Raw genomic sequence first — 23,756 nt, 5'->3', positions numbered from 1 at the left:
GCGGGCGGCCTGGCGCATGTGGGTATGCGCGATCTGCAGCGGGGCCCGGCGAACGTAGTGCAGAATTGTCGCATGCGGTTTTGGCTGACTTTTTTGCTGATGGGGTGTGCGGTTCCTGCATGGGCTGCACATGGGTATGCCCTGTGGGGCGAGCCGCGTTATCCCGCCGGGTTTACGCATTTTGCGTATGTGAACCCAGATGCGCCGAAAGGCGGCGAGCTGCGGCTGGTCAGCAACCTGCGGGTTTCCACCTTCGACAAATACAACCCGTTCACCATCAAGGGCAACGCGCCAGCATATTTGTCGTCGCTGATGTTCGATTCGCTGCTCGCCGGTTCGATGGACGAAACCGCCACCGGTTATGGTCTGCTGGCCGAAGATGTGGAAGTTGCCCCCGATGGTTTGTCCGCCACCTTCCGCCTGCGGCCGGAGGCGCGTTTTCACAACGGCAAGCCCGTGCTGGCGCAGGATGTGAAGCACAGCTACGACACGCTGGTGGGCCCCTTCACATCCCCTGCCTACAAGACGCTGCTGATCGAGGTGGCGGGCGTGGATGTGATCAACGACCGCACCGTGCGTTACCGCTTCAAGCTGCCCAATCGCGAGCTGCCCCTCACCGTGGGTGGCCTGCCGGTGTTCAGCCGCGACTGGGGCGTCGAGAACGGCAAGGCCAAGCCGTTTGACCAGGTGGTGATGGATATTCCCATCGGCAGTGGCCCCTACAAAATCGGCCCGGTGCGTTTTGGCAAGGACATCACCTATGTGCGCGACCCGCAGTACTGGGCGCGCGACCTGAACGTGCGCAAGGGCACGGCCAATTTTGACAACATCCTTGTCAAGATCTACAAGGACAACACCGCGCGGCTGGAGGCCCTCAAGGCGGGCGAGTTTGACCTCATGCGGTTTTTCAGCGCGGGCGACTGGGCCCGACGTGTTACGGGCAAGAAGTTCGATACGGGTGAACTCGTCAAGGGAGAGTTTGTGCACAAGCTCCCCTCGGGTTTTCAGAGCTATGTGCTCAACACCCGCCGGCCTTTGCTGCAGGATGCGCGCGTGCGCGAGGCCCTGGGCCTGGCCATGGACTACGAGTGGATGAACCGCCAGATGTTCTATGGCGCTTACCAGCGGGTGAACGGCCTGTTTGGCAACACGGCGTGCGAAACCAAGGGCAGTCCCTCGCCCGAGGAGCTTGCGCTGATGGAGCCCTACCGCAAGGACATTCCAGCTGCCGCGTTTGGCCCGATGACGGTGCCCCCGCGCACGGATGGCGATTCCTCACTGCGGGCCAACCTGCGGCGGGCGCAGGCTTTGCTCAAGGAAGCCGGCTGGGAGGTGCGCGACGGTGCCCTGCGCAACGCCAAGGGCGAGGCCATGGTGCTCGAATACATGGACAGCAATGAAGGCGGCGTGCGCACCATCACCCCCTGGATGCGCAATCTCGAAAAGATTGGTGTCACCTTGCGGTTTCGGTCAGTGGACTTTGCGCTGTACCAGCAGCGTCTGCAGAAGTTCGACTTCGACATTACCTCGATTGCCTACCAGGGCACCAACAACCCGGGCCAGGAGTTTGCCGACATGTTTGGCAGCCAGGCGGCCGACGTGGAGGATTCCGGCAACTTTGCGGGCGTCAAGAACCCGGCGGTGGACGCGATGATCAAGGCCATGACCTCTGCCAAGACCGAGGCGCAACTGCTTCCCGCCTGCCACGCCCTGGAGCGCATCATTGCGCACAGCCACTACCTCATTCCGCAGTGGACGGCGGGCACACACCGCATGGCCTACAACGCCTGGCGGCTGGCACGGCCGGCCACGGTGCCGCCTTACGCCAGCGGCGAAGGGTGGGTCATCGACACGTGGTGGGCGCGTATTCCTCCCCAGACCGCGCCAGACAAGAAATAGCCATAAGACCGCCCAACCATGTTTGCCTATATTCTCAAACGTGTCTTGCTCATGCTGCCCACGCTGCTGGGCGTGCTCTTGCTGACCTTTGTGGTGATCCAGTTCGTGCCGGGCGGCCCGGTGGAGCAGTACATGGCCGAGGCCAAGGCCGGTGTGGGCGGTGGCGGCGCCGAGGGGGGCGGACTGAGCTACCGGGGCGCGCAGGGCGTTGACCCCAAACGGCTGGAGCAGATCAAGGCGCTGTACGGCTTTGACAAACCTGCCCATGAGCGCTTCCTGCAGATGCTGGGACAGTTTGCGAGGTTTGACCTGGGCAAGAGCTTTTTCCAGAACAAGGATGTGTGGCAACTGGTGAAGGAGAAACTGCCGGTTTCCATCAGCCTGGGCCTGTGGACTTTTTTCATCAGCTACCTCGTCGCCGTGCCATTGGGCGTGGCCAAGGCGGTGCGCGCCGGGTCACGCTTTGATCTGGTGACCACGCTGCTCATTCTGGTGGGCTATGCCATTCCCGGCTTTGTGCTGGGCGTGGCGCTGCTGGTCATTTTTGGTGGGCAGTTGCAGTGGTTTCCATTGCGCGGGCTCACGTCGGCCAACTGGGATGAAATGACCTGGGGCGCGCGCATCGTGGACTATCTGTGGCACATCACGCTGCCCGTCACGGCCATGGTGCTGGGCAGTTTTGCCGTGACGGCCATGCTGACCAAGAACGCGTTCCTCGAAGAAATCCGCAAGCAGTATGTGCTCACCGCCCGCGCCAAGGGCTTGAGCGAGCGGCAGGTGCTGTGGAAGCATGTGTTCCGCAATGCGCTTATTCCCATCGTCACCGGCTTTCCAGCTGCGTTCATCGGTGCTTTTTTTGCGGGCTCGCTGCTCATCGAAACCCTGTTCTCGCTGGATGGCCTGGGCTTGCTCAGCTATGAGAGTGTGATCCGTCGCGACTACCCGGTGGTGCTGGGCACCTTGTATCTGTTCACACTGATCGGGCTGGTGACCAAGCTCGTCAGCGACCTTTGTTATGTGTGGGTGGACCCGCGCGTGAAGTTTGACTAGCCCGAGCGAATCCATGGCCCTGATGAGTTCTGCTTCCGCATCGCCTTCGCTCTCGCCCTCCCGCCGTGCCTGGCTGCGCTTCAAGCGCAACCGCCTGGGGTATTGGAGCCTGCTTATCTTCTGCGCCTTGGTGCTGGTGAGCCTGTGTGCCGAGCTGGTCAGCAACGACAAGCCGCTCATCGTGCGCTATGAGGGGCAGACCTACTTTCCCATGCTCAAGGACTACTCCGAAAAGACCTTCGGGGGAGACTTCGAAACCCCCACCGATTACCTCGATCCCTTCATCAAGGAGCGCATTACCGCAGGCAGCAACTGGGCGCTGTACACCTTGAACCCCTACGGCCCCAACACGCTGAACTACTTTGCCAAGGCGCCCAACCCGTCGGCCCCCACAGCCGACAACTGGCTGGGCACGGATGACCGGGGGCGCGACCTGCTGGCGCAGCTGCTGTACGGATTTCGTGTGAGTGTGCTGTTTGGTCTGGCACTCACCATCACCGGCGTACTGCTGGGCATGCTCACCGGGGCCATCCAGGGGTTCTTTGGCGGCAAGACCGACCTGGCGTTTCAGCGCTTCATCGAGATATGGGGCTCCATGCCCGAGCTGTATCTGCTCATCATCTTCAGCGCCGTGTTCGCGCCCAGCATTGCGCTGCTGCTCATCCTGCTGTCGCTGTTTGGCTGGATGGGTTTGTCCGACTATGTGCGCGCCGAATTCCTGCGCAATCGCCAGCTCGATTATGTGAAGGCCGCGCGGGCCCTGGGGGTGAGCAACAGCCAGATCATCTGGCGCCACATCCTGCCCAACAGCCTGACGCCGGTGGTCACCTTTTTGCCCTTCCGCATGAGTGGTGCCATCCTGGCGCTGACCTCGCTCGACTTCCTGGGCCTGGGGGTGCCGCCGGGCACGCCGTCGCTCGGTGAACTGCTGAACCAGGGCAAGAACAGCATTGACGCGTGGTGGATTTCGCTGTCTACCTTTGCGGTGCTGGTCACCACCCTGTTGCTGCTGACCTTCATGGGCGATGCGCTGCGCGATGCCCTGGACCCCCGAAAGGCCGACCAGTGACCCCTACGGCCATGATCCCTTTGTTGCAGGTTCAGGACCTTCACGTTCGCTTTGGCCCCAAAGAAGTGGTGAGGGGCGTCAACTTCAGCATTGCTGCAGGCGAAAAGCTTGCGTTGGTGGGCGAGTCTGGTTCGGGCAAAACCATCACCGCTTTAAGCCTGCTGCGCCTGGCGGGCAATGCCGCCATCACCGGGCAGGCAACGCTGCAAGGGCGGGGCGACCTGCTGGCGCTGACAGAGCGCGAGATGCGCGGCGTGCGTGGTGGCGACATCGCCATGGTGTTCCAGGAGCCCATGACCGCGCTCAACCCGCTGATGACCATCGGCCTGCAGATTGCCGAAATCCTGCAGCTCAAAAAAGGCCTGACCGGCGCCCAGTGCGCGCAGGCTGCCATCGAGCTGCTGGCCCAGACGGGCATCCCCGAGCCTGCACGCCGGGCCAACAGCTTCCCACACCAACTCTCAGGCGGCCAGCGCCAGCGCGCGATGATTGCCATGGCCCTGGCCAGCAGCCCGAAGCTGCTGCTGGCCGACGAGCCCACTACCGCGCTGGATGTGACCTTGCGTGGCCAGATCCTGGACTTGCTGAGTGATCTGCAGCGCCAGACGGGCATGGCCGTGCTGCTCATCACGCACGACCTCAACCTGGTGCGCCGCTTTGCCGACCGCGTGGCCGTGATGGAGCAGGGCGTGCTGGTAGAGCAGGGCCCCGTTGCCGAGGTGTTTGGTGCACCCCAGCACGCCTACACGCGCCGCCTGATTGCCAGCCAGCCCCGCCGCGATGTGGTCGAGTCCGATCCGCCCGCAGGCACTGCCCCGGTGGTGAAGACGCAGGATCTGCGCGTGGTCTACCCCACGCCGCTGCCCGGCATCAAGGGCTGGTTCAAAAAGGGCGAGTTTGTGGCTGTGCAGGGCGCCACGCTGCAATTGCTGCCCGGCCAGACGCTGGGGGTGGTGGGCGAGTCCGGCTCGGGCAAGTCCACGCTGGCGCAGGCCATCCTGGGGCTTTTGCCTTACGCCGGCCAGTTGCAGGTCGGGGGTCAGGCGTGGCAGCAACCAGCAATGCGCAATACCCCCGCCAACCAGCAGCTGCGCCGCCGCGTGCAGGTGGTATTTCAAGACCCGTTTTCGTCGCTGTCCCCGCGCCTCACGGTCGAAGAGATCGTGGGCGAGGGCCTGAAGGTGCACGAGCCCACACTGACCGTGGCCCAGCGCCGCATGCGCGTCGAGGCCGCGCTGGAAGAGGTGGGACTGGCCGAAGCACAGTACCCCCGCCTGCTGGAGCGTTATCCGCATGAATTTTCAGGCGGCCAGCGCCAGCGCCTGGCCATCGCCCGGGCCCTCATCGTGCAGCCGCAGGTGCTGGTGCTGGACGAGCCCACCAGCGCCCTGGACGTGACCATCCAGCAGCAGGTGTTGGGCTTGCTCCAGCGGCTGCAAAAAGAAAAGGGCCTGAGCTACCTGCTCATCACCCATGACGTGGATGTGATCCGCGCCATGGCGCACGACGTGGTGGTGATGAAGGATGGCGCGGTGTTGGAAGGTGGCAGCGTGAACGACGTGCTGGATGCACCACAACACCCTTACACCCAGCGCCTGGTGGCGGCGGCCACCGTGCCGGGTATCGGCTGATGTTTGAATAGAAATGGCATCAAGGGACCCTCTGCACGAATCACCGCGCCGCGTGCATCTGCGGGCCCGGGCGGTCTGCCGCGTTGCAAATACTCGCAATAGCTGCGGCTATTGCTGCGGTTGCGCCTTGCAGCCCATCCCGATCCGCAGCGCACACTTGCCGCTCGATTCGTGCAGAGGATCCCTGGCGCTTATTAGGTGAGCGTGAATAGCTATCAAAAATATAGCGATTTGCGCTTGCTGGTGTTGAAGCTTTTCAGGTCATCACGGCCCGCTTGGCGTGTTGCTCGCTGGCGGCAGGCATCCACAGAATCTTGCGCACATCCACACCCATCGTCTGTGCCCGCTCCATGAGGTGCTCGCGCACATGCCAGGGCAGGGTGGGCGTGCGTGACAAGATCCACAGGTAATCGGTGCTGGAGCCCACCACCATGGCCCACTGGTAGTTTTCATCGAGCGCCACCACGTTGTAGCCGCCGTAAAACGGTCCAAAAAACGACACCTTGAGCGCAGCGCGCGTGGGCTCATCCACAAAGCGCGCCGTGCCCTCGGCCTGCTTCCACTCCTTGCGCACTGGGTCGTAGCCTCGGTTGACCACCTTGATCGTGTCGTCGGCGTTGCGGCTGTAGGTGGCGCTGGTCTGGGTCAGGCCGCGCTCAAAGGCGTGGTCGATGCGTGCCACCTCGTGCCAGTGGCCTGCGTAGCGGTCTACGTCAAACCCCGTAACGGGCTGAATGCCCTCGGGCGCGCGGGGCGTGGAGCAGGCCGTGAGCGCCAGCAACGCCATCATTGCGGCAGCGCCGATGACCAGCGGCCAGGGCGAATGGGCACGGGGTGGGGTGTGAATGCGCATGGGCTTGCTCCTGCTGGGGTTGCTGCCGGGGCTGCCGTTGCACCTGACGTCACCTTATGGCACCTGACGGAATGTGCACTGCGCAGCGGCTGTTCGTGCGATCCACTGTAGGCACTGCAAGGGGGCCGGTGTGTAGGCGCGCGCTGGCAGCGGCTGTCGGCAAGGATGTGCATCGGTGTGGTGGCGCTGCCGTGGTTCCGTACCTATCCAGGCCACCATTCTGGAGCGCTGTCGGAGATGGAGTTGATGGCATTTGCCGCGGCGCACTTCTCGCAATGCGTCCCCCCTGAGTGGCCGCATTCAGACAAGAGTGTTGATGGCTTCCACCAGGCCAGGGGTACGACGGCCTTCCGGTACCGGCGCTGCTTTCGTGTTTGCATCCCTGCTTGCCAGGGTCTGCTGGTGCAGGGCGGCCTGTTCTTCCTGGCTCTGTCGTGTTATGGCGGCAATCTGTTGCTGCACCATCTGAGCCCGCAAACCAGAGTCCGGCCTGCGGGGGCGGCGATAGACGCTTTTGACACCGGGACTTATTTGGCGGCAGCCTTGGCAGCCTGCGCCTTCTGCGTCTTGGTGTAGACCTCCATCACCGTCGCGAAGTCGCGCTCGAAATTGATGGGCAAAAAGGTGTCATTGCCTGGCAGCAGCTGGCGCAGCTTGGGCGAAAAGCTGTAGCTGTACGAGCACTTCTTCACGCGGGCCTGCAGCTCGGGCGACACGTCCTTGCCCAGCGTCCAGGTCTCGGTCATGAAGGGCGGGCTCTCCCACAGCGTGCGGATGCTGGAGCCCTTCACATCGCCCTTGACCACCATGCGTTGGTACAAATCGCTGGCCACGGCTGCGGCGGGGTAGAAACCGTGCATCACGCCTGTGACCGAGCGCTCGTGGCCGTTGGAGAACACCACCTCGTAGTTCTGGTCCGGCACCAGCCCGATCGCCGGGAACAGCGCGCGCGGCGCCAGGTTGCCTGAGTTGGAGGTGGGTGTGGAGTGGGCAATCTTCTTGCCCACCAGGTCCTGCGGCTTGGTGAAAGGGCTGTCCACGCGCGAGATCAGGATCAGTGTGTAGGAATTGCGTTTGCCGCTGGCCTTGTTGCCGGGCACACCAAACGGGGCAGGCTGGCCAGCGCCCACCAACTGGGGCACCAGGCCGGGGTTGACCTGCGCCAGCTGTGCCTTGCCGCTGAGGAGGCTGTCGATCAGTTCCTTTTCGCCCAGCACATCGATGTTGGTGCTCTTCTCCAGCGATTCGCCTTGCAGATTCTGCAGATCAATGTTGCCGCAGCGCGCCAGGTGGTTGAAGTAGTCCCCCCACAGCAGCATGGTTTCGCTTTTGGCATAGGTCTTGGGCATGGCCACCACCAGTTTCTCGCGTGGGCTGCCTGCGAAGCTCGTGGCGGCCGGGGTGGCTGCGGTGGCGCGGGCAGGCGCGGCCCGGTCGGTCTGCGCAGCTACCGGGCCCAGCATCAGCGCGGTGCCAGACAGCAGTGCAAAAAAGCGGGTATCGAATCGCATCGTTGTTTTCCCTCCAATTGTGGTGAAAGCGCGCTCCGCGCGCGGGTCGGCCAGTATGCATGAACGTTTTGTGACAATCAGCGCCTTGGCGACCCGTGCGGGTGGACGTTTTGTCAACCTCGCGCCGCCCCGGCATGGACAAGCCCGCAGGGGACATGCGCGGGCCTGGCCCACACAATTCCAATCCATCGCAATGCCTACCGCTGTGAACAGCGTTTCCCATGTCGCAAAACACCCTGACCTTGCAACTGTTTTTCGAAGATCCGATCAAGCTGAAGCTCGCACAGCTCACATACCAATACCTGTGCTCAGACAACACGGAACAGGCCCAACGCTGGGCGGACAAGCTGGGGGCCGCCAGTCTGGAGTCCCTGTGGGATGCGCAATGGTTCAATGCGTCGGCATCTGCCGCTTCCACGCACCTTCTGCTCCAGTTCGACACGGGTACGAGCGACCCACCACCGCTGCGCCAGCTCGAAGCCCTGTTTGACCAGGGCCTGCGGGCTGCAGTGCTGGAGATCTTCTACGACCAGGTGGGGGAAACCGAGCGCATGCACTTCGACCGGGGCCAGTGGGTGTCGCGCAAGGCATTCATGGACGCCAACCCGCAGTGGCGCGCAGTGGCAGAGCCTGCGCAGCATGGTGGCGAAGGCCAGGGCAACGGCGGCGAGGAGGGTTGTGAGGCCGATGACCCCTATGCCTGCTCCAAAGACCCGGCCAAGCCCCTTGCCGTGGCCAAGCTGCGCCAGCAGGAGGAAAAGCGCATGCGCGAGGCCCGGGAGGCGGCCGAGGTCTTCGTGGAAATGGCGCAGGCCATGGGCAAGAGCGGCAAATCGCCCATGCAGGGCCTCATTGCCGTGCTGCTGCTGCGCGCCGGGCTCAAGGGGCTGGTGCATGCGGTGGCATTCACGGTCGTCACCGTGTTGCTGTTCAAAGGCTTCTGGCTGTGGATGGGCCTGGGTCTGCTTCTGGCCGTGGCGCTGCCGCTCTACTACATGGCAACCGAACACAAGGAGCTGCGCGGGGACGACGGAGACGATGACGCCGACCCGCCTGGCGACGATGGCCCCGCCACGGTGATGGCACCCCAGTAAAAGAAACTCCGGAGAACAACAACATGCTGACGCAAATCGAATGGTGGGGTGGGGTGATCTTTGTGCTGGGGGCGCTGACCTACCGCATGGTCATGGGGGCGCTGGAAAGGCCGGCGGACGGTTTTCCCTGGTACAGGCTCATGATGCACGTGTTCTTTCTGGCCCCGGCCGCGCTGCTGGCGGGATACTTCTATCCGCTTTCGCAGCCTGCGCTGCAATACGGCTACCTGGCGCTGTTGGCCATCTCGCTGCTGGTGGTGGCCGTGATGCTGGTGCAGGAGATGACCGGCGATTCGGGCGAGGGCCAAGAAGAGGGGCGCAGCAAGGAGCCCTTGAAGGAGGGCGCGACAGCCAAGGCCGACGATACCGACGAGTACGAAGAGCCCGGCTGGCTGATGTCGGTGGTCGGCGCAATGGTGCTGTACAGCCCGGTACTCACGGCCTGTGGCCTCGCCAGCTACAAGGCCTGGCCCATGGTGCAGCGCCTGGCGTAGTGCTCCGCACTGCGCAGTGGGATGGCGGTGGTCTGGCAAGGCTGACAATGCCTGCCTACCATCCCCATGTTTTTCGCTGCCCTTGGTTTTGGCTCGGTGTACCAGCCTTCGTTAGTCCACAACTCCATGTCCCCTGATTCCTTTGCCGATCTTCTGTCGGTCTACATGCGCCGCATCCGCGCCAGCGCCTCCGGCGTGGCCACCGAGATCGGCCTGAGCCGTGAGGCTGTGAACAACTGGCGCAACGGCATCTCGGTGCCCAACCCGCGCTCGCGCGACAAGCTGGTGGCCTGCACCCGGTACCTGCGCCTGACGGAGACTGAGGCCAATCGCCTGCTCAGCGCCGCAGGGTTTGCGCCAGAATTTCCCCTGCAGGCCGAATCCACCGGCGCGCAGCCGTTTGCCGCGTTCCAGGACAAGGTGTTTGCGCAACTGGCCCAGGCGGTGCCATACCCCATCTCGCTGCTGCTGTCGCCCGCGCACTGGGGCCAGCCGCCGTTCCGGCACGAGCTGCTGCAGCGGGCCCGCGCGCAGTACGGCGAAGGCTCGGTGCTGCACATCCAGCCGCCCTACAGCGTGAGCACCGTGCCCGCCGAATACTTCGCCGCCATCGGCCGCCAATGTGGCCTGGGCGATGTGGCGTCGGACTACGAGTTTGAATCTGCGCTAGAGCGCCGCCTGATGGCGGGTGAGCGCATCTTCTGCCTGGTCAGCCGCTTTGAGCAGGGAACGCCCGCACTGCGCGAAACCCTGGCGGGCATCTTGCGCAGCCTGAGCGAGATGCATAGCGGCCGCCTGCACCTGCTGCTGTGCGGCGGGCAGGCGCTGGCCGACCTCAAATACCGCAGTGGCGATCTCTCGCTGCTCAACATTGCGCAGGTCCACCATTGGCCCGACCCGTCGCTGGACGACCTCACGCAACTGGCCCGCCACCGCTGGCCCGAGCACATCTGGACTGAGCCCGTGGTGGCCGACTTGCAGGCGCTCAGCGGCGGCCATCCCGCGTTGTTTGAAGAAGGGTTGCAGTGGCTGGTAGACCAAGGGGTGGGTGATGGTCATGCATCGTCTGCTGCGTTGCGCACCCACCTGACCAGCAGCCCGCGCCTGTGGCAAACCTTTTTGCCGCTGGCCCAGGCGCCCGCCACGCGCACGCGGCTGCTGCAACTGCTGCAGGCCGACGACCTGGGCCGCGCGCGGCCCTATCTGCAGGACGACGAACTGCGCAGCCTGTTCTGGGGCAACCTCATCCACGTGCGCGGCACGGGCGATGCGGCGCGGCTGCACTGGCGCTGCGCCACCATCCGCGATGCAGGCTTGATGGTGCTGGACGCATGCTCGAACGCTTGAGCCCCTTTTTCTCCAGGGCCGTGGTGCGTGCCGTGGTCATTGCGGTGGTCACGCTGTTCGTGGCCAGCGCGCTGTTCACGCCGCAGCTCAACCCGGTCACGCGGGGCTCGTTCCTGGCGTCGTTCAATGTAGGCCCGGTGTGGGGCGAACTGGTGCAGTGGCGCGTCGCCATGATCGAGGCGCGCAACGAGCTGGATGGCTGGCCCAAGGACATCCACCAATACGCACCGCGCATTGCCAACCCGCAGCTGCGCGTAACGTCACCGCGCCCCAACGTGCTGCAGGCCGACATCGCCCACAACCCCGAGCTGGGCAAGCTGGCGGGCACCCAGGTGGTGGTGGAGCTCAAACCCGGCACCCACACCTGGACGTGCCGCCCCGGCAACCCACCCATTCCACTGGGCTATCTGCCCATCAACTGCCTGGAAAGCAGCTCCGACGACTTCGAGCCCGTCAAACCCGCACCCGATGCCGACCCGTTCGGCTGGCTGCGCTCGCTCATCTTGTGGTGCGGCGTGATCTTTGCCGCAGGCGCCGTGGTATGGGTGGTGCGCCACCCCATGATCGGCGCCGGGCAGCTGCGGCCCGCGCGCCTGCGCCGCACCCCGCTGGCGCGGCTGCCTCAGATCGACCGGCTGTTGCGCTGGCTGCGGCGGCTGGAACCCACGCTGCTGGCTGCCGACATTCGTATGGTGGACTGGCGCCGCGCCGTGGCCTGCGCCCAGGCCGCGGGCGGCGAGCGCGCCCCGGCATTGGCCCGCGCGCTGGCCGAGCGCGTGTCGGCCCGCTGCCAGCCCAGCACCGACTGGGCGCTGCCCGGTGCGGTGTTTGAGTGGCTGTTCCCGCCCGACCTGCCCGTGTCGCTGGACCGCTGCCTGGTCTTTGTGCCCACGCCCGGCATCGACGAAGCCACTGTGCTGCGCCAGCTGCGCGCCGTGCAGACCGGCAGCGACGTGCTGCTGATCCTGTGCGAGCACAGCGTGGACACGCCCTGGCCGCTGCTGCAGGCCCACACCCAAGACCGCGCCAACCTGCATGTGATGGTGGACAGCGCCAGCCAGACCGAATGGCTGATCGGTGGCGACGCCCTGCAAGTGCAGCTGCGCCAGCTGGCCGCGCAGCTGCGCATCACCCGCATCTCGCCGTACCAGACGCGCGGCGGCGTCACGCGTGAAGGCGCCTTCTTCGGCCGCGCCCAGCTGCTGGCGCGTGTCATCAACCGCGAGCCCGCCAACTACCTGGTGGTGGGTGGGCGCCAGCTCGGCAAAAGTAGCCTGCTCAAGGCCGTGCAGCGCCGCATGGCGGGCCACCCGCATACCGTGTGCCATTACGTCTCGCTGCGCGATCACCGCCTGGCGCCGCGCATGGCGCTGCAGTTTGGCCTGCCGGCCGACACGCCGCTTGAAGCCATCGTGGACCATCTGCAGGCGCAGTACCAGGGCAAGCGCCTGGTGCTGCTGATCGACGAGGCCGACCTGTTCTTCCGCGATGAATCGGCCAACGGCTACGTGCAGCTGTCCACCCTGCGCGCGCTCAGCGAAGAGGGCCGCTGCTGGTTCATGCTGGCGGGCTTTTGGGATTTGTACGCCACGGCCGTGCTCGACTACCAGAGCCCCCTGCGCAACTTTGGCGAGGTGCTGGCCATTGGCGGCCTGGAGCGCGCCGCTTGCCGCGAACTGGCCACCGAGCCACTGCGCAAGCTGCGCCTGGGCTTTGACAACGAAAAACTGGTGGATCGCCTCATCGATGCCAGCGGCCAGCGTGCCAACCTGGTGGCCATCCTGTGCCAGGAATGCCTGGAGGCGCTGTTGCCCGGCGAACGTGTCATCGAAGCCCGCCACCTCACCCAGGCCCTGGCCTCGCAAGCCGTGCAAGACGCCTTGGCCGGCTGGGGCCGCCTGAGCCACGACGAAGCCGCCTGCCGCCTCGACCGCATCGTGGTCTACCACACAGCCCAGGCCGGGCAGACCAGCCTGGTCACCCTGGCCCAACTGCTGCAAAGCCACGGCATCGCGGGCGACGCGCAGGCCCTGCGCCAGTCACTGGCACGCCTGCAGCTGGCCTATGTGCTGCGCAAACACGAGGGCGGAGAATACCGCTTTGCCATCCCGCTGCTGCAGGACCAGTTTGAACCGGCGGAGGTGGAACTGCTGCTGCACCAGGAGCTGGCCGTGCTGGCGCGCGCTTAGTCCGTGCGGCCCGGCTCATGTCGTGAGCCGGCTGTGTTTACGGTGACTTGCGAGGTGGACTGCCCGCCAATCGCCTCAGCGCTTCAAGCTCCGTGGGCATGTGTAATACGCGGATGCCTGTCATGGCTTCGATGGCCTCTCGCTTTGACCAAATATCTGTTTTGTCACTGGTTATGAAGATGGAGCATCCGGCTTTGATAGCGGAGTCGAGATGTTGCGCATCAACGCGTTTACCGATGAGTTTTCTCAGTGGTTCAAAGTTAGTTGTTGGTGCATCGTCATCCCAACTGCCCGTATCTTCAGCCCAGCTCAAATGGGCTTGTTCCCAAGTGGAAGCCGATCCTGGGACGAAATTTGTCACCTTCCGGCTGCGTTGTTCAAAAGGGAAGTAGTGAGTTGTGATCAGTCCGGAAGCCTCAAGCTCCGCGACCTCTTTCAACATGCCACCTGTATCAACATAAACTTTCATCGTCCCATCCTGGGTGAGATTGAACAAGTGGCGTTTGTTATGGGAGCTTGATGTTGGATGTCTTCCATTTACGCTCCGCCGTGGCTTGGTCCAACAACGAACTGTCTCTCTGAATACTTGCTCTCAGTCTCAGCTAACAGTTGCTATTTTTCAGACTCAGTGCGGAGGTTACTCCCATGAATCCCACCCTGTACACCATTGCTTATCCCACCTGCGCGCCGCAAGACATGCAGGCCATCGAAACCTGGCGCGCCGCCAACGACCCCACCGGCCACGCGCTGGTGCGCCCGCATTTCACGCTGGTGTTTGCTTGCAATGCGGTGGACGAAGCCACCTACCTCGCCCATGTGGCAGCGGTGGCGGTACGCACCTCACCCATCCCGTTTCACTGCCGCTACGCCATGCTGGGCGCCGATGCCCACAGCCCGCGCGCCCATGCCTATCTGGTGCCGGACGAAGGCTACGCGGCGCTGTCGCTGCTCCACGACGCGCTCTACACCGGCGCGCTGGCCGAGGCGCTGCGTCTGGACCTGCCTTACACCCCGCACATCACCGTAGGCACTTTTGAGTCAGCACCCATGGCGCGCGCGTGGTGCGCTGAGCGCAACCAGGCGGGCGTGTCTGTGCCCGGCCAGGTGGCTGCGCTGTGGGTGGGGCAAGTGGTGGATGGGCGGTTTGAACACCGGGGCCAGTTCGATCTGATGGGCTAGTTTTTTGACGCAAAAACGGCCTTCACCGCGCGTCTATTGAGCGCTTTAAGCTATCAAATATGTAGCTTTATCGCTACGCCCCTCAAGGCTGCTGCGCCATCACCAGCGCATACAGCGCCTGCGCCGCCACCGACAGGCTCTCGTCCCGCCGCCGCACCAAGTAGATCTGCCGCGTGAGCCCAGGCAGTGCCAGCGGCCGCGTGACCAGCCCGGGTTGATCGAAGTGGAACAGCGTGAGCGCGGGCACCACGCTGATGCCGAGCCCCGCGCGCACCATGCCCATCACGGTGGCGAGCTGCTCCACTTCCATCAGCGTGTGCATGGCCTGCGGGTGCAGGGCGGCCTCAAGGTACTGGCGCACGCTGCTGGTGCGCGCCAGGTGGATGAAGGGCCAGGCGGCGAGGTCCTGCGCGGTGATGGCCTTGCGGCGGCGCGCCAGCGGGTGGTCGGCTGGGCACACCAGGTAGAAGTTGTCGCTGCAAAACGGCTCGGCCTGCAGCGCGGGCGTGTCGGCGCGGATCGCGGCCAGCGCAAAGTCGGCATGGCCGCTGGCCACGCGGTCGATGCAGGGCTCGGACAGCACATCGGCAATGTCGATCTCGATGCCTGGGTGCGCCGTGCGGTACTGCGCCAGCACGCCTGGCAGCCAGCCTGCGGCCAGTGACGGCAGCAGCGCCACGGCCACACGCCCGCGCTGCAGCGTGGCGGCACTGCGCACGGCGGCCAAGGCGCTGGTGATTTCGGCGCGGATGCGGCGGGCAGACTCCAGAAAGTTCTGCCCCTCGGGCGTGAGGTCCACATGCCGCGTGCTGCGGTCGAACAGCCGCAGGCCCAGGTCGTCCTCCAGCGCGCGGATGAGGGCGCTGAACGCGGGCTGCGACAAATGGCACAACGTGGCGGCGCGCGTGAAGCTGCGCTGCTCGGCCAGCGCGAGGAACGCATCGAGCTGGCGGCTGGAGAGGTGGGGGGTGCTCATGCGGGTTGGGTGTGATTCATCTGGTTTTCAGATGGATTCATCGTAACAATCGATTTCACAGAATACCGCCATGTTCCTACAGTCACGCTCAGGAGACAACGGATTCATGCCGAACGACCATAAAACCAACCTGCTGGTGGGCTGCGCCGCCGGCTTCTCGGGCGACCGCACCGACGCGGCCCTGCCCGTGGTGCAGGCGCTCATCGCCAGCGGCCAGCCTGCGGTGCTCATCTTCGAGACGCTGGCCGAGCGCACGCTGGCGCTGGCCCAGCTCGCGCGCCGCACTGACCCCGATGCAGGTTACGAACCCCTGCTGGTGGACCTGCTGCGCCCCGTGCTGGCGCAGTGCCTGGCGCACGGTGTGCGCATCGTCAGCAACTTTGGCGCGGCCAACCCGCACGGCGCCGCGCACCGCATCCACGCCCTGGCGGCCGAGCTGGGCTTGGCCCGCCCGCGCATTGCCGTGCTGCAGGGCGACGACCTGAGCGGCCCCGACCACCGTGCGCTGCTTCAGGGCGCGCTGGGCAGCGCGATGCCCACCGAGCCCATCGTCAGCGCCAACGCCTACATCGGCGCGCAGGCCATTGCCGATGCGCTGCGCGCTGGCGCCGACATCGTGGTCTGCGGCCGCGTGGCCGATCCGTCGCTGGTGCTGGGCCCTGCGCTGGCGCACTACGGGTGGGCGCTGGACGACTGGGATCGGCTGGCGCGCTCCACCATGGCCGGGCATCTGCTGGAATGCGGCGCCCAGGTTACGGGCGGCTACTTTGCCGACCCTGGCTACAAAGACGTGGCGGGCCTGGCGCAACTGGGCTACCCCATCGCCGAGATCGACGCAGACGGCCACTGCACCATCACCAAGCCCCCGAACACAGGGGGCTGCATCACCGAGCGCACGGTGAAGGAGCAGCTGCTGTACGAGCTGCACGACCCGGCGGCGTACCTCACGCCCGATGTGGTGGCCGACATCACCACGGCCCGCGTGACCACGGTGGGTGCCGACGCGGTGCGGCTGGAGGGCGTGCAGGGCCACGCGCGGCCCGCCACGCTCAAGGTCAACGTGTGTTTTGAATCGGGCTGGTTTGCCGAGGGCGAGATCTCCTACGCCGGCCCGCGTGCCGAAGCCCGTGCCCGACTGGCGGGCGAGGTGCTGCGCGAGCGCTTGCACGGCCTGGGCCCGCTGCGCATCGACCTGATTGGCGTGACCAGCATCTTTGGCGACGACACCAGCCGGTGGCTCGATGCGCCCGCCAGCGACAGCGGCGACGCCCGCAACGACGTGCGTGATGTGCGCCTGCGCGTGGCCCTGCAGCACCGCGACCACGCCAGCGCCCAGCGCCTGGTGCGCGAGGTAACCGCGCTCTACACCTGCGGGCCTGCAGGCGGAGGCGGCGTGCGCACCGCCATGCGCCCGCGCCTGGGCACGGTGTCGTGCCTGGTGCCGCGCGATGCGGTGGCCGTGCGTTTTGAGATGGTGGGCTAAGAAGCTGTGAACGAATCCCTCATGCCCGCTCGTGCCGCAAAAACGCACGCCCTCGGCGTTGCAAATACTCGCCATAGCCCGAGCTATGGCTGTGCTTTGCGCCTTGATGGCGCACGTTTGTGCTGCCCGCTCGGCCACGCCGGATTCATTCTCAGCTTCTGAGGAGTACACACACCATGACGACGACCCTCACCGTTCCGCTTTATCGACTTGCTCACAGCCGCACCGGCGACAAAGGCAACCGCTCCAACATCAGCGTCATCGCCTGGCACCCCGCGCTGTGGGATGTGCTGGTCGAACAAGTCACCGAGGCCGCCGTGGCACAGCAGTTTGCGCAGCGCCGCCCGCGCCAGGTCACGCGCTACCTGCTGCCCCAGCTGCAGGCCATGAACCTCGTGCTGGACGACGTGCTCGACGGCGGCGTGAACGACTCGCTCAACCTCGACAGCCACGGCAAGGCACTGAGCTACCTGCTGCTCGATATGCCCGTCACTGTGCCCGCCCATCTGGCGCCGCACTTTGGCGGTCCCACAGCCTAGACCTCCCGTTTCGCTTTTCATCCATACCAACACCAGGAGACAAAATGACCTATTCATCCCCCCGCCGCGCTCTGCTGGCCACTGCTGCCGTACTGGCGCTGGGCACACTGCACGCCCCAGCAGCCTTGGCCCAGGCGGCAGGTGCCTACCCCGCCAAGGCCATCACCTTTGTCGTGCCTTTCGCCGCAGGCAGCGCCACCGACCAGCTGGCACGCGCGCTGGGCCAGTCCATTACCAACGACACCAAGCAGCCCGTGGTCATCGACAACAAGGCGGGCGCCAGCGGCATGATCGCCGCGTCGGCCGTGGCCAAGTCGGCGGCCGATGGTTACAGCGTGCTCATCACCACCAACACCACACATGCCGCCAACGAGCACCTGTACAAAAAGCTCTCGTACGACCCGGTGAAGGACTTCGCCCCTGTCACCGGCCTGGGCAAGGGAGGCCAGGTGCTGGTGGTCAACGCCAGCGCACCGTACAAGAACGTGGGCGAGCTGCTGGCCTTTGCCAAGAAGAACCCCGGCAAGCTCAGCTTCGGCAGCGGCAGCTCGTCGAGCCGCATGGCGGGCGAAATGCTCAAGCAGCTGGCAGGCGTGGACATCCTGCACGTGCCCTACAAGAGCAACCCACTGGCCATCACCGACCTGCTGGGCGGGCAGATCGATCTGATGATCACCGACACCTCCACCGGCGTGCCGCAGGTCAAGGCGGGCAAGCTGCGTGCGCTGGGTTATTCCACGCAAAAGCGCAGCGCGCAACTGCCCGATGTGCCCACGCTGGACGAAGCCGGGGTAAAGGGCTACGACATGGGCTACTGGTTTGCGGCCTACGTGCCCGCAGGCACGCCCGCACCGGTGGTGGCGCGCCTGAACGAGTTGCTGACCGTCGCCACCAAGAGCGCTGCGGCCAAGAGCTTTTTTGACAATGCGGGCTCCGAAGCCTGGACCACCACGCCCGATGAACTGGCCAAGTTCCAGGCTGCGGAGACGCAGAAGTGGGGCAAGGTGATCAAGGCCGCAGGTATCGAGGCCGAATAAGCCACCGGCCCATCCGCCGGGCCGTCTCAACCCCTTTCGCGCTTCTAGCAGCCTGCCTTCAACGGCAGGTCTGGGCGAAGCCTTGCCCGCGCGCGGCGCAACAGACGCTGCCGTTTTTGTTCCAGAGCCGCCCAAGCGGCCCGCACCACCATCCATCCAAGGAGACAGACACCATGAAACCTCTTCGTGCATTCGGAAAACTCGCGCTCACGGCCGCCGCTGCATCCGCCATCACGGCCTGCGGGGGCTCCAGCAACGATGCGGCCAAGGGCCCCGCGCTCAAGCTGGCCATCACCGCCACCGAGGCCTTTCCGGGCACCTATGGCGACGTGGGCGAATACGAGCGCGTGACCGGCACCATCAGCGGCGAGGTCGACCCCAAGGACCCCAAGAACGCCGTCATCCAGGACCTGGCCCTGGCGCCCACCAACGCCAACGGCATGGTCGAGTACCGTGCCGACTTCGTCATGCTCAAGCCCAAGAACATGGCCAAGGCCAGCGGCGTGCTGCGCTACGACGCACCCAACCGAGGCAACATCCTCACGATGCTCAACCCCACGGCCACGCCCAGCGATGCGGTGTACCTGGAGCGCGGCTATGTGATGCTCTATTCCGCCTGGCAGGGCGATGTACCCAAGAGCACCGCCGCGCGCCTGACGGTGACGGTGCCTGTGGCCAAGAATAAGGACGGCAGCAGCATCACCGGCCCCTACCGCGCCGAGTTGGTGCCTACTGCCGCCACCCCGGCCATGACGCTGCCCGGCGGCGTGTTCAACGGCACCATGATTCCGTACGAACCCGCCAGCCTGGACAACACGCAGCCTGGCTACTCGCTCACCCGCCGTGCCAACGAGACGGATGCGCGCGAGCCCGTGCCCGCCAGCGACTGGAAATTTGCCACCTGCGACACGGGCGCCAATGCTTTCCCCGGCAAGCCCAGCCCCACCAGCGTGTGCCTGAAGGGCGGGTTTGACCCGGCCTATCTGTACGAGCTGGTCTATGTCGCCAAAGACCCCAAGGTGATGGGCGTGGGCCTGGCTGCGCTGCGCGACACCGTGAGCTTCTTCCGCAGCAAGTCGGCCGATTCCAGCGGCACCCCCAACCCCCTCGCAGGCCGCATCACACACACGCTGGGGCAGGGCACCTCGCAGTCGGGCAACGCCATGAAGACCTTTCTGCACCTGGGCTTCAACCAGGCGCTGGATGGCGGCAAGGTGTTCGACGGCATGTACGCCCACGTGGCGGCGCGCCAGACCAACATCAACACCCGCTTTGCCGTGCCCGGTGGCGGCGGCGGCTTGCGCACCGACCACACCGCCTTCGGCCAGACGGCACCGCGCGGGCTGGACAAGGACTACCAGGACGACATCAGCGGCCGCCAGGGCGGCGTGATGAAGCGCTGCGCTGCCACCAACACCTGCCCCAAGTTCTTCCTGGGCCTGTCGGGCACGGAGTTCTGGCAGCTGCAGGGCTCGCCCGTGCTGACCGACGCCAACGGCACCAAGGACCTGGCGCAGCCCGACAACGCCCGCATCTACTACTACTCCAGCACCCAGCACGGCGGGGCAGGGGGCACGGCCAGCATTGCCTATGCGCCCACGCGCGCCACGTACCCCACCGGCACGGTGGTGCAGTTCAACGACACCTTCCGCGCGCTGTTCCTGAACCTCGAAGACTGGGTGGTGCGCGGCACGTTGCCACCCGCCAGCCAGGTGCCCAAGCTGGCCGACGGCACGCTGGTGCGGCCGGAGGCACTGGCCTTCCCGGCCATGAAGGGGCTGACCTGGGCGGTGGGCGGCGTGCAGACGGCGATCCCGGACTTCAGCTACCGCGGCCTGTACAACAACTTCCCGCTGTTCGACTTTGGCCCGCAGTACATCCCGCAGGATGAGGCCGGCATTGCCACCGTGCTGCCTCCGCGCAACCTGGGCCGCGACTACGCCATCCTGGTGCCGCAGGTCGATGCATCCACGGGCCTCACGCGCGCCGGCATTCGCAGCGTGGAGGCGCGTGCGCCGCTGGGCACCAGCATTGAGTTCAACTATGTGGCCACACCCGGCATCACCGACCTGGCCAACCTCACGGGCAGTTTCATCCCCTTCCACAAGACGCGCGCCGCGCGGCTGGCGGCGGGCGATGCACGGCCGTCGCTGGAGGAGCTGTATGGCACGCAGGAGGGCTACGTTGCTGCGGTGACGCAGGCCGCCAATGACCTGGTGGCCCAGCGCCTGCTGCTGCCGCGCGATGCGAACCTGCAGATTGCGCGCGCCAAGGCCGCAGCGGTGTTGCCCTGAGCGGCGGGGGTCTCGTTTCCACTCCCTCTCCCCTCGCGGGAGAGGGCGGGGGAGAGGGGGCACTTCTTCGGGGCGTCGCGCTCCATCCTCCCCCCTCTCCCCAACCCTCTCCCACCGGGAGAGAGGGCGTGCCAGCGCTTTTAGGGCCTGTGAAAAATCAAGCCAAATTGACCTCTACCGCCTGATGGACAAGCGCTAACAGCTATCAAATTGGTAGTGGCTCAGCCTGGGCGACCATCCCTCACCACGGCACCCCCGCAAACCGCTTCACCAAAAAATCCAGCAACGCCCGCACCGCAGGCGACAAGTGCCTGCGCGACGGGTACAGCGCATAGATCGTCATCACCGGCAAGTCCCACTGTGGCAGCACCGCCTGCAACTCGCCGCTGTGCAGGTAGGGGTTGACCAGATACGTCGGCTGCATCGCAATGCCACCGCCCGCCAGCGCGGCGCGCATCAGCGTGGTGGCCTCGTTGGCGCTGAAATGGCCGCTCACGCCCACACGCTCCACCACCTCGCCGCGCGTCAGCTGCCACACGCTTTTGCCAAAGTTGGCGTAGCTCAGGCACCGGTGCTGCGCCAGGTCGGCGGGTTGCTGCGGCGTGCCGTGCGCGGCCAGGTAGGCGGGGGATGCCACCAGCACCGAATCGCACCGCGCCAGCGGCCGGCCGATCAGCAACGGGTCGGGCTCGGCGCTGATGCGGATGGCCAGGTCGATGCGCTTTTCCACCAGGTTCAGTGATCCTTCGCTCGCGTCCAGGTCGATCTTGAGCTGCGGGTGTTGCGCCAGAAAGTCCGCAATCGCCGCACCCATCTGCGCAAACGCAAACGACACGCTGCAGGTCAGCCGCAGCTGGCCGCGCAATGCGCCCTCGGTGGTGGTGGCGGTTTCTTCTTCCAGGTCTTGCGACAGCGCCAGCATCTGCTGGCAGCGGCGCAGCGCGTGCTCGCCCGCGTCGGTCAGCGTCACGCTGCGGGTGGTGCGCTGCAGCAGCCGCGCCTGCAGCCAATGCTCCATCTCGCCCACGTAGCGCGTGACCATGGCACGCGACATCTCCAGTTTGTCGGCCGTGGCGCTGAAGCTGCCGCTGGTGGCCACTTCGGTAAACACATGCATGGCGGTCAGGCGGTCCATAGGGGTTATCTGCTCGATTTGTGAAACAAATATGCGCGAATTATCGGGTTTATTGGATCGATTTGCGCAAATAAACTTCATTCCGTCATCTGCACCAACCGCTCAACACACCGGAGAAACCACCATGTTCCGCACCACCCTCATTGCCGCCACCCTCGCCGTTGCCTTCACCGGCGCCCAGGCCGCCCAGCCCCTGCAGGTCAAGGTCTACAACGCCGACGGCAACAGCTTCAACGTCAACTCCACGCTGGTCTATGGCGAGAAGGAGGCCATGGTCATCGACGCCGGCTTTACCCGTGCCGATGCGCTGCGCATTGCCGCCAACGTGCTCGACACGGGCAAAGAGCTGAAGACCATCTACGTGAGCCAGGCCGACCCCGACTACTACTTTGGCGTCGAGACGCTGAAAGAAATCTTCCCCATGGCCGACGTGGTGACCACGCCCGCCGTGCTGGAGAAGATCAACGCCAAGCTGGCTGGCAAGCTCGCCTTCTGGGGCCCCAAGATGGGCGCCAACGCACCGCGCACGCCCGTGCTGCCCAAGGCGATTGCTGGCAACACGCTGAGCGTGGACGGCCAGACCGTGGAGATCCGTGGCACCACCGGCCTGCTGGCGCACCGCCCGTATGCGTGGATTCCATCCATCAAGGCCGTGGTGGGCACCATCGGCGTGTTTGGCACCAACACCCATGTGTGGACGGCCGACACGCAAACGGTGGCAGAGCGCAGCGCCTGGGTGGCCCAGCTCGACGAAATGGCCTCCCTGCAGCCCACCGTGGTGGTGCCCGGCCACATGCCCGCGGGTGGCACGCTGGACGCTGCCAACATCAGCTACACCAAGGGCTACCTGCAAGCGTTTGAAAAGAACGCCGCCTCCACCAAGACGAGTGCCGAACTCATCGACGCGATGAAAAAGGCCTACCCCGCAGCGCCCATGGGCCTGTCGCTGGACATCGGCGCCAAGGTCAACAAGGGCGAGATGAAGTGGTGAGATGACGTGCTGAAAGCTGTCAAAGCAGGTTGTTGAAAGAAAGGAACCAGATCGTGACCGCTACAAATCCGCTCCAACAAGTCCTGCAGCACTTGCACGCCGGGCGCTGGAACGCGGCGCACGATCTGGTGCAGCACGACGGCTCCATGCTTGCAGCGTGGCTGCACGGCATCCTGCATCTGCAGGAAGGTGATTTGGAGGATGCCGAAAACTGGTACGACCGCGCCGCCCGCCATTTCCGCAGCCGGGGCACGCTGGCCGAAGAGATTGCGGCGTTTGAAGCCGCACTGATTGCGTCCGAAACATCAGACCCTCAAGAAAGAACCTGACCCATGCCCAACGTCACCGTGACCTACTTGTTCGACCCCCTGTGCGGCTGGTGCTATGCCGCCGCGCCCGCGCTCAAGTTCCTGCAAGCGCAGAAGGGTGTCGAGGTGGTGCTGGCCCCCTCCGGCCTGTTTGCGGGCGCAGGCGCGCGGCCCATGGACGCGCAGTTTGCCGCCTATGCCTGGTCCAACGACCAGCGCATCCAGCAGCTCACAGGCCAGCCCTTCACGCAGGCCTACCGCGATCAAATTCTGGGTGCTGTATCCGGTCGCTTTGATTCAGGCCCTGCCACCCTCGCGCTGACTGCCGTGGCGCAGACCGCGCCTGCGCATGAACTGGAAGCCTTGCACGCGCTGCAGCACGCACGCTATGTGGAAGGTCGCGACACCGCAGAACCCGAGGTGCTGGCAGACCTGTTGCGGGCTTTGGGCCTGGCCGATGCCGCCGCATTGACGCTGGCACCCGACGCCGCACTGCACAGCGTGGTGGCCGAGCGCGTAGCCCGCGCCCAGGCCATGCTGCGTGCCGTGGGTGCCCGGGGCGTGCCGCAATTGGTGGTGAAGGGGCAGGGCGGTGCGCTGCGGTTGATCGGAGGCGATGCGCTGCTGGGGCCGCTCGAGAAACTGGTAGAGCACATCCTGGCGGCCTGAGGCCCTGA

21 protein-coding genes are annotated in these 23,756 nt (G+C 65.2%); 16 read left to right on the top strand and 5 right to left on the bottom strand.

Annotation, left to right across the window (positions count from 1 at the left end):
* Positions 1–72 precede the first annotated feature (72 nt).
* The 4 genes from ACQ4MJ_RS10915 to ACQ4MJ_RS10900 are packed head-to-tail and all read left to right on the top strand — an operon-like array spanning position 73 to position 5,649.
* Complete coding sequence (locus ACQ4MJ_RS10915) at positions 73–1,899, top strand: extracellular solute-binding protein (RefSeq protein WP_431152673.1); 1,827 nt, start codon at positions 73–75, stop codon at positions 1,897–1,899.
* Between the two features lie 18 nt (positions 1,900–1,917).
* Positions 1,918–2,949, top strand: coding sequence for a microcin C ABC transporter permease YejB (locus tag ACQ4MJ_RS10910; RefSeq protein ID WP_055401810.1), 1,032 nt, complete (start codon positions 1,918–1,920; stop codon positions 2,947–2,949).
* Between the two features lie 22 nt (positions 2,950–2,971).
* Entirely contained in the window at positions 2,972–4,018 is a 1,047-nt protein-coding gene (locus ACQ4MJ_RS10905) for an ABC transporter permease (RefSeq protein ID WP_218299502.1), read from the top strand.
* 11 nt (positions 4,019–4,029) lie between these two features.
* Positions 4,030–5,649 (top strand): ABC transporter ATP-binding protein, encoded by a 1,620-nt coding sequence (locus ACQ4MJ_RS10900; protein ID WP_431152676.1) that lies wholly within the window; start codon positions 4,030–4,032, stop codon positions 5,647–5,649.
* 256 nt (positions 5,650–5,905) lie between these two features.
* Here the strand turns inward: ACQ4MJ_RS10900 and ACQ4MJ_RS10895 are convergent, their stop codons facing one another.
* Together ACQ4MJ_RS10895 and ACQ4MJ_RS10890 are read right to left on the bottom strand one after the other, a co-directional pair.
* Positions 5,906–6,502: a lipocalin family protein gene (locus ACQ4MJ_RS10895; protein WP_431152677.1), complete on the bottom strand. Its 597-nt coding sequence runs from the start codon at positions 6,500–6,502 to the stop codon at positions 5,906–5,908.
* A 527-nt stretch (positions 6,503–7,029) separates the two neighbouring features.
* Positions 7,030–8,013, bottom strand: a complete 984-nt coding sequence (locus ACQ4MJ_RS10890) for a PhnD/SsuA/transferrin family substrate-binding protein (RefSeq protein ID WP_228894797.1) — start codon at positions 8,011–8,013, stop codon at positions 7,030–7,032.
* Positions 8,014–8,234: 221 nt separating this feature from the next.
* Between ACQ4MJ_RS10890 and ACQ4MJ_RS10885 the strand changes: the two genes are divergently transcribed.
* The 4 genes from ACQ4MJ_RS10885 (at position 8,235) to ACQ4MJ_RS10870 (ending at position 13,137) form a co-directional block, all read left to right on the top strand.
* Complete coding sequence (locus tag ACQ4MJ_RS10885) at positions 8,235–9,107, top strand: hypothetical protein (RefSeq protein ID WP_431152679.1); 873 nt, start codon at positions 8,235–8,237, stop codon at positions 9,105–9,107.
* 23 nt (positions 9,108–9,130) lie between these two features.
* Positions 9,131–9,601, top strand: a complete 471-nt coding sequence (locus tag ACQ4MJ_RS10880) for a hypothetical protein (RefSeq protein WP_431152680.1) — start codon at positions 9,131–9,133, stop codon at positions 9,599–9,601.
* Positions 9,602–9,727: 126 nt separating this feature from the next.
* Positions 9,728–10,948 (top strand): hypothetical protein, encoded by a 1,221-nt coding sequence (locus ACQ4MJ_RS10875; RefSeq protein WP_431152681.1) that lies wholly within the window; start codon positions 9,728–9,730, stop codon positions 10,946–10,948.
* Positions 10,933–13,137, top strand: coding sequence for an ATP-binding protein (locus tag ACQ4MJ_RS10870; protein WP_431152683.1), 2,205 nt, complete (start codon positions 10,933–10,935; stop codon positions 13,135–13,137). The genes ACQ4MJ_RS10875 and ACQ4MJ_RS10870 overlap by 16 nt, the downstream gene beginning before the upstream one ends.
* A 37-nt stretch (positions 13,138–13,174) precedes the next feature.
* Here the strand turns inward: ACQ4MJ_RS10870 and ACQ4MJ_RS10865 are convergent, their stop codons facing one another.
* Entirely contained in the window at positions 13,175–13,606 is a 432-nt protein-coding gene (locus tag ACQ4MJ_RS10865) for a hypothetical protein (protein WP_431152684.1), read from the bottom strand.
* A 176-nt stretch (positions 13,607–13,782) separates the two neighbouring features.
* Here ACQ4MJ_RS10865 and ACQ4MJ_RS10860 point away from each other — a divergent pair, with 176 nt between their 5' ends.
* Positions 13,783–14,316, top strand: a complete 534-nt coding sequence (locus ACQ4MJ_RS10860; RefSeq protein ID WP_431152685.1) for a 2'-5' RNA ligase family protein — start codon at positions 13,783–13,785, stop codon at positions 14,314–14,316.
* Between the two features lie 82 nt (positions 14,317–14,398).
* Here the strand turns inward: ACQ4MJ_RS10860 and ACQ4MJ_RS10855 are convergent, their stop codons facing one another.
* A complete protein-coding gene (locus ACQ4MJ_RS10855; protein WP_431152686.1) occupies positions 14,399–15,292 on the bottom strand; it encodes a LysR family transcriptional regulator in 894 nt (297 codons plus the stop codon).
* 106 nt (positions 15,293–15,398) lie between these two features.
* On the opposite strand from ACQ4MJ_RS10855, the gene ACQ4MJ_RS10850 reads away from it, so the two are divergent.
* The 4 genes from ACQ4MJ_RS10850 (at position 15,399) to ACQ4MJ_RS10835 (ending at position 20,645) form a co-directional block, all read left to right on the top strand.
* Positions 15,399–16,775, top strand: coding sequence for an acyclic terpene utilization AtuA family protein (locus ACQ4MJ_RS10850; RefSeq protein WP_431152687.1), 1,377 nt, complete (start codon positions 15,399–15,401; stop codon positions 16,773–16,775).
* 176 nt (positions 16,776–16,951) lie between these two features.
* On the top strand, positions 16,952–17,314 hold the full coding sequence (locus ACQ4MJ_RS10845; protein WP_431152688.1) for an AtuA-related protein: 363 nt from the start codon (positions 16,952–16,954) through the stop codon (positions 17,312–17,314).
* 44 nt (positions 17,315–17,358) lie between these two features.
* Positions 17,359–18,351: a Bug family tripartite tricarboxylate transporter substrate binding protein gene (locus tag ACQ4MJ_RS10840; protein WP_431152689.1), complete on the top strand. Its 993-nt coding sequence runs from the start codon at positions 17,359–17,361 to the stop codon at positions 18,349–18,351.
* 173 nt (positions 18,352–18,524) lie between these two features.
* On the top strand, positions 18,525–20,645 hold the full coding sequence (locus tag ACQ4MJ_RS10835) for an alpha/beta hydrolase domain-containing protein (RefSeq protein ID WP_431152691.1): 2,121 nt from the start codon (positions 18,525–18,527) through the stop codon (positions 20,643–20,645).
* A gap of 241 nt (positions 20,646–20,886) precedes the next feature.
* Here ACQ4MJ_RS10835 and ACQ4MJ_RS10830 read toward each other — a convergent pair whose 3' ends face one another.
* Positions 20,887–21,780, bottom strand: a complete 894-nt coding sequence (locus ACQ4MJ_RS10830; protein WP_431152692.1) for a LysR family transcriptional regulator — start codon at positions 21,778–21,780, stop codon at positions 20,887–20,889.
* Positions 21,781–21,904: 124 nt separating this feature from the next.
* Here ACQ4MJ_RS10830 and ACQ4MJ_RS10825 point away from each other — a divergent pair, with 124 nt between their 5' ends.
* Genes ACQ4MJ_RS10825 through ACQ4MJ_RS10815 form a run of 3 tightly spaced genes read left to right on the top strand, consistent with a single transcriptional unit; the run spans position 21,905 to position 23,748 of the window.
* On the top strand, positions 21,905–22,771 hold the full coding sequence (locus tag ACQ4MJ_RS10825) for an MBL fold metallo-hydrolase (protein WP_431152694.1): 867 nt from the start codon (positions 21,905–21,907) through the stop codon (positions 22,769–22,771).
* Between the two features lie 53 nt (positions 22,772–22,824).
* Positions 22,825–23,100, top strand: coding sequence for a hypothetical protein (locus ACQ4MJ_RS10820; protein ID WP_431152696.1), 276 nt, complete (start codon positions 22,825–22,827; stop codon positions 23,098–23,100).
* A gap of 3 nt (positions 23,101–23,103) precedes the next feature.
* Positions 23,104–23,748 (top strand): DsbA family protein, encoded by a 645-nt coding sequence (locus ACQ4MJ_RS10815; RefSeq protein WP_431152698.1) that lies wholly within the window; start codon positions 23,104–23,106, stop codon positions 23,746–23,748.
* The last annotated feature ends 8 nt before the right edge of the window (positions 23,749–23,756 follow it).

Source organism: Acidovorax facilis, from assembly GCF_050626955.1.
GTDB lineage: Bacteria > Pseudomonadota > Gammaproteobacteria > Burkholderiales > Burkholderiaceae_C > Acidovorax > Acidovorax facilis.
The sequence above is the reverse complement of the archived record's forward strand: the minus strand, read 5'-3'. Positions and strand labels throughout refer to the sequence as shown.

Coding starts and splice junctions, on each gene's coding strand:
- ACQ4MJ_RS10915 (WP_431152673.1), top strand. CDS start 73: ATGCGGTTTTGGCTGACTTTTTTGCTGATGGGGTGTGCGGTTCCTGCA.
- ACQ4MJ_RS10910 (WP_055401810.1), top strand. CDS start 1,918: ATGTTTGCCTATATTCTCAAACGTGTCTTGCTCATGCTGCCCACGCTG.
- ACQ4MJ_RS10905 (WP_218299502.1), top strand. CDS start 2,972: ATGAGTTCTGCTTCCGCATCGCCTTCGCTCTCGCCCTCCCGCCGTGCC.
- ACQ4MJ_RS10900 (WP_431152676.1), top strand. CDS start 4,030: ATGATCCCTTTGTTGCAGGTTCAGGACCTTCACGTTCGCTTTGGCCCC.
- ACQ4MJ_RS10895 (WP_431152677.1), bottom strand. CDS start 6,502: ATGCGCATTCACACCCCACCCCGTGCCCATTCGCCCTGGCCGCTGGTC.
- ACQ4MJ_RS10890 (WP_228894797.1), bottom strand. CDS start 8,013: ATGCGATTCGATACCCGCTTTTTTGCACTGCTGTCTGGCACCGCGCTG.
- ACQ4MJ_RS10885 (WP_431152679.1), top strand. CDS start 8,235: ATGTCGCAAAACACCCTGACCTTGCAACTGTTTTTCGAAGATCCGATC.
- ACQ4MJ_RS10880 (WP_431152680.1), top strand. CDS start 9,131: ATGCTGACGCAAATCGAATGGTGGGGTGGGGTGATCTTTGTGCTGGGG.
- ACQ4MJ_RS10875 (WP_431152681.1), top strand. CDS start 9,728: ATGTCCCCTGATTCCTTTGCCGATCTTCTGTCGGTCTACATGCGCCGC.
- ACQ4MJ_RS10870 (WP_431152683.1), top strand. CDS start 10,933: ATGCTCGAACGCTTGAGCCCCTTTTTCTCCAGGGCCGTGGTGCGTGCC.
- ACQ4MJ_RS10865 (WP_431152684.1), bottom strand. CDS start 13,606: ATGAAAGTTTATGTTGATACAGGTGGCATGTTGAAAGAGGTCGCGGAG.
- ACQ4MJ_RS10860 (WP_431152685.1), top strand. CDS start 13,783: ATGAATCCCACCCTGTACACCATTGCTTATCCCACCTGCGCGCCGCAA.
- ACQ4MJ_RS10855 (WP_431152686.1), bottom strand. CDS start 15,292: ATGAGCACCCCCCACCTCTCCAGCCGCCAGCTCGATGCGTTCCTCGCG.
- ACQ4MJ_RS10850 (WP_431152687.1), top strand. CDS start 15,399: ATGCCGAACGACCATAAAACCAACCTGCTGGTGGGCTGCGCCGCCGGC.
- ACQ4MJ_RS10845 (WP_431152688.1), top strand. CDS start 16,952: ATGACGACGACCCTCACCGTTCCGCTTTATCGACTTGCTCACAGCCGC.
- ACQ4MJ_RS10840 (WP_431152689.1), top strand. CDS start 17,359: ATGACCTATTCATCCCCCCGCCGCGCTCTGCTGGCCACTGCTGCCGTA.
- ACQ4MJ_RS10835 (WP_431152691.1), top strand. CDS start 18,525: ATGAAACCTCTTCGTGCATTCGGAAAACTCGCGCTCACGGCCGCCGCT.
- ACQ4MJ_RS10830 (WP_431152692.1), bottom strand. CDS start 21,780: ATGGACCGCCTGACCGCCATGCATGTGTTTACCGAAGTGGCCACCAGC.
- ACQ4MJ_RS10825 (WP_431152694.1), top strand. CDS start 21,905: ATGTTCCGCACCACCCTCATTGCCGCCACCCTCGCCGTTGCCTTCACC.
- ACQ4MJ_RS10815 (WP_431152698.1), top strand. CDS start 23,104: ATGCCCAACGTCACCGTGACCTACTTGTTCGACCCCCTGTGCGGCTGG.